The sequence below is a fragment of the Rhodobacter sp. P2_H5 genome, assembly GCF_056403335.1.
Genome location: NZ_JBFUFS010000075.1, coordinates 1 through 995 on the forward strand (window position 1 = coordinate 1; position 995 = coordinate 995).

Genomic DNA, 995 nt, shown 5'->3' on the forward strand with positions numbered 1-995 from the left:
CCCACCTGATGCAGCACCAGACAGCCCGCCGCCTTGGCCTGGGCCACGGCCTCTGGCACCACGTCCCAGAAAAAGCACATGGCGGGGACGGCGCGGTCAAAGCAGACCGCGAGTTCCGCCTGCAGCAGGACCGGATCGGTGGCCGCCGGGATCAGGTTGACCGCGAAGGGGCGCGTGGTTCTGGCCCGCACGGCGTCAATCTCGGCCCCGATCAGCGCGGGGGGTTCCCGCACCATGCCAAGGATGCCGTAACCGCCGGCCTCGGCCACCGCCGCAACCAGTTCAGAACGCGCCACGCCGCCCATACCGGCCAGCAGGATCGGTACATCACAGCCAAGACGCGCACAGATGGGGGTATTCAGGCGGGGATCAGGCATGGCAACTCTCCGGATCTGGGGTCTCAAAGCCTTGGGGGCAGACCCGCGCGGCCGTAGCCTGTGCGCGAGTCCAGGATGTTCATGTGGATCGAGCCTGCGATCCGCTCTGCCCGTTCGATCACCCAGGCGGCACCGGCGGGCGGGCAAACCTCATGTGCAGTCTGGCGGAACAGCTCCAGCCAGCGGTCAAAATGCGCGGCCTCCACCGGCAGAGGCAGATGCTTGGGCATGGGCTGGCCGTGATAGCGCCCGGTCATCAGGGCGACCGAGGACCAGAAGTCCACCATCTTCGCCAGATGCGGGCCCCAGTCGGTGATGCGACCCTCAAAGACCGGGCCCAGGATCGGGTCCACCCGGACCCGGTCATAAAAGCCATGCACCAGCCGGGCCAGCATCGCCTCATCGAGGCCGGTGCGCGCCATCAGATCCGCCGTCACGGCGGGGCGGAGGCTGGCGGTTTGGGCTTCGGAAAGGTTCAGGTTTGTCATGAAGCGGCCTTCCATCCTGTTTCCCCAGGCCAGAACCCTGAAGGAGCACTGATATTTCATGTCGGGCGCCCGGCATTGCCCGACCCACCTGACGTGGGGTGCGGGCAATGCCTGCGTCACGAGATCAGAC

General features: G+C 66.7%; 2 protein-coding genes. Both read right to left on the reverse strand.

All coding sequences use genetic code 11. The features are described 5' to 3' along the window. Positions 1-377 (reverse strand): nitronate monooxygenase (locus AC1DVR_RS23535; protein WP_478003050.1); only part of this gene is annotated, 377 nt, incomplete at its 3' end. Positions 378-400: 23 nt separating this feature from the next. Then, positions 401-865 carry a group III truncated hemoglobin gene (locus AC1DVR_RS23540; protein WP_478003051.1) on the reverse strand — a complete coding sequence of 155 codons (465 nt, stop codon included), beginning with the start codon at positions 863-865 and terminating at the stop codon, positions 401-403. Between the last annotated feature and the right edge of the window lie 130 nt (positions 866-995).

Coding starts and splice junctions, on each gene's coding strand:
- AC1DVR_RS23540 (WP_478003051.1), bottom strand. CDS start 865: ATGACAAACCTGAACCTTTCCGAAGCCCAAACCGCCAGCCTCCGCCCC.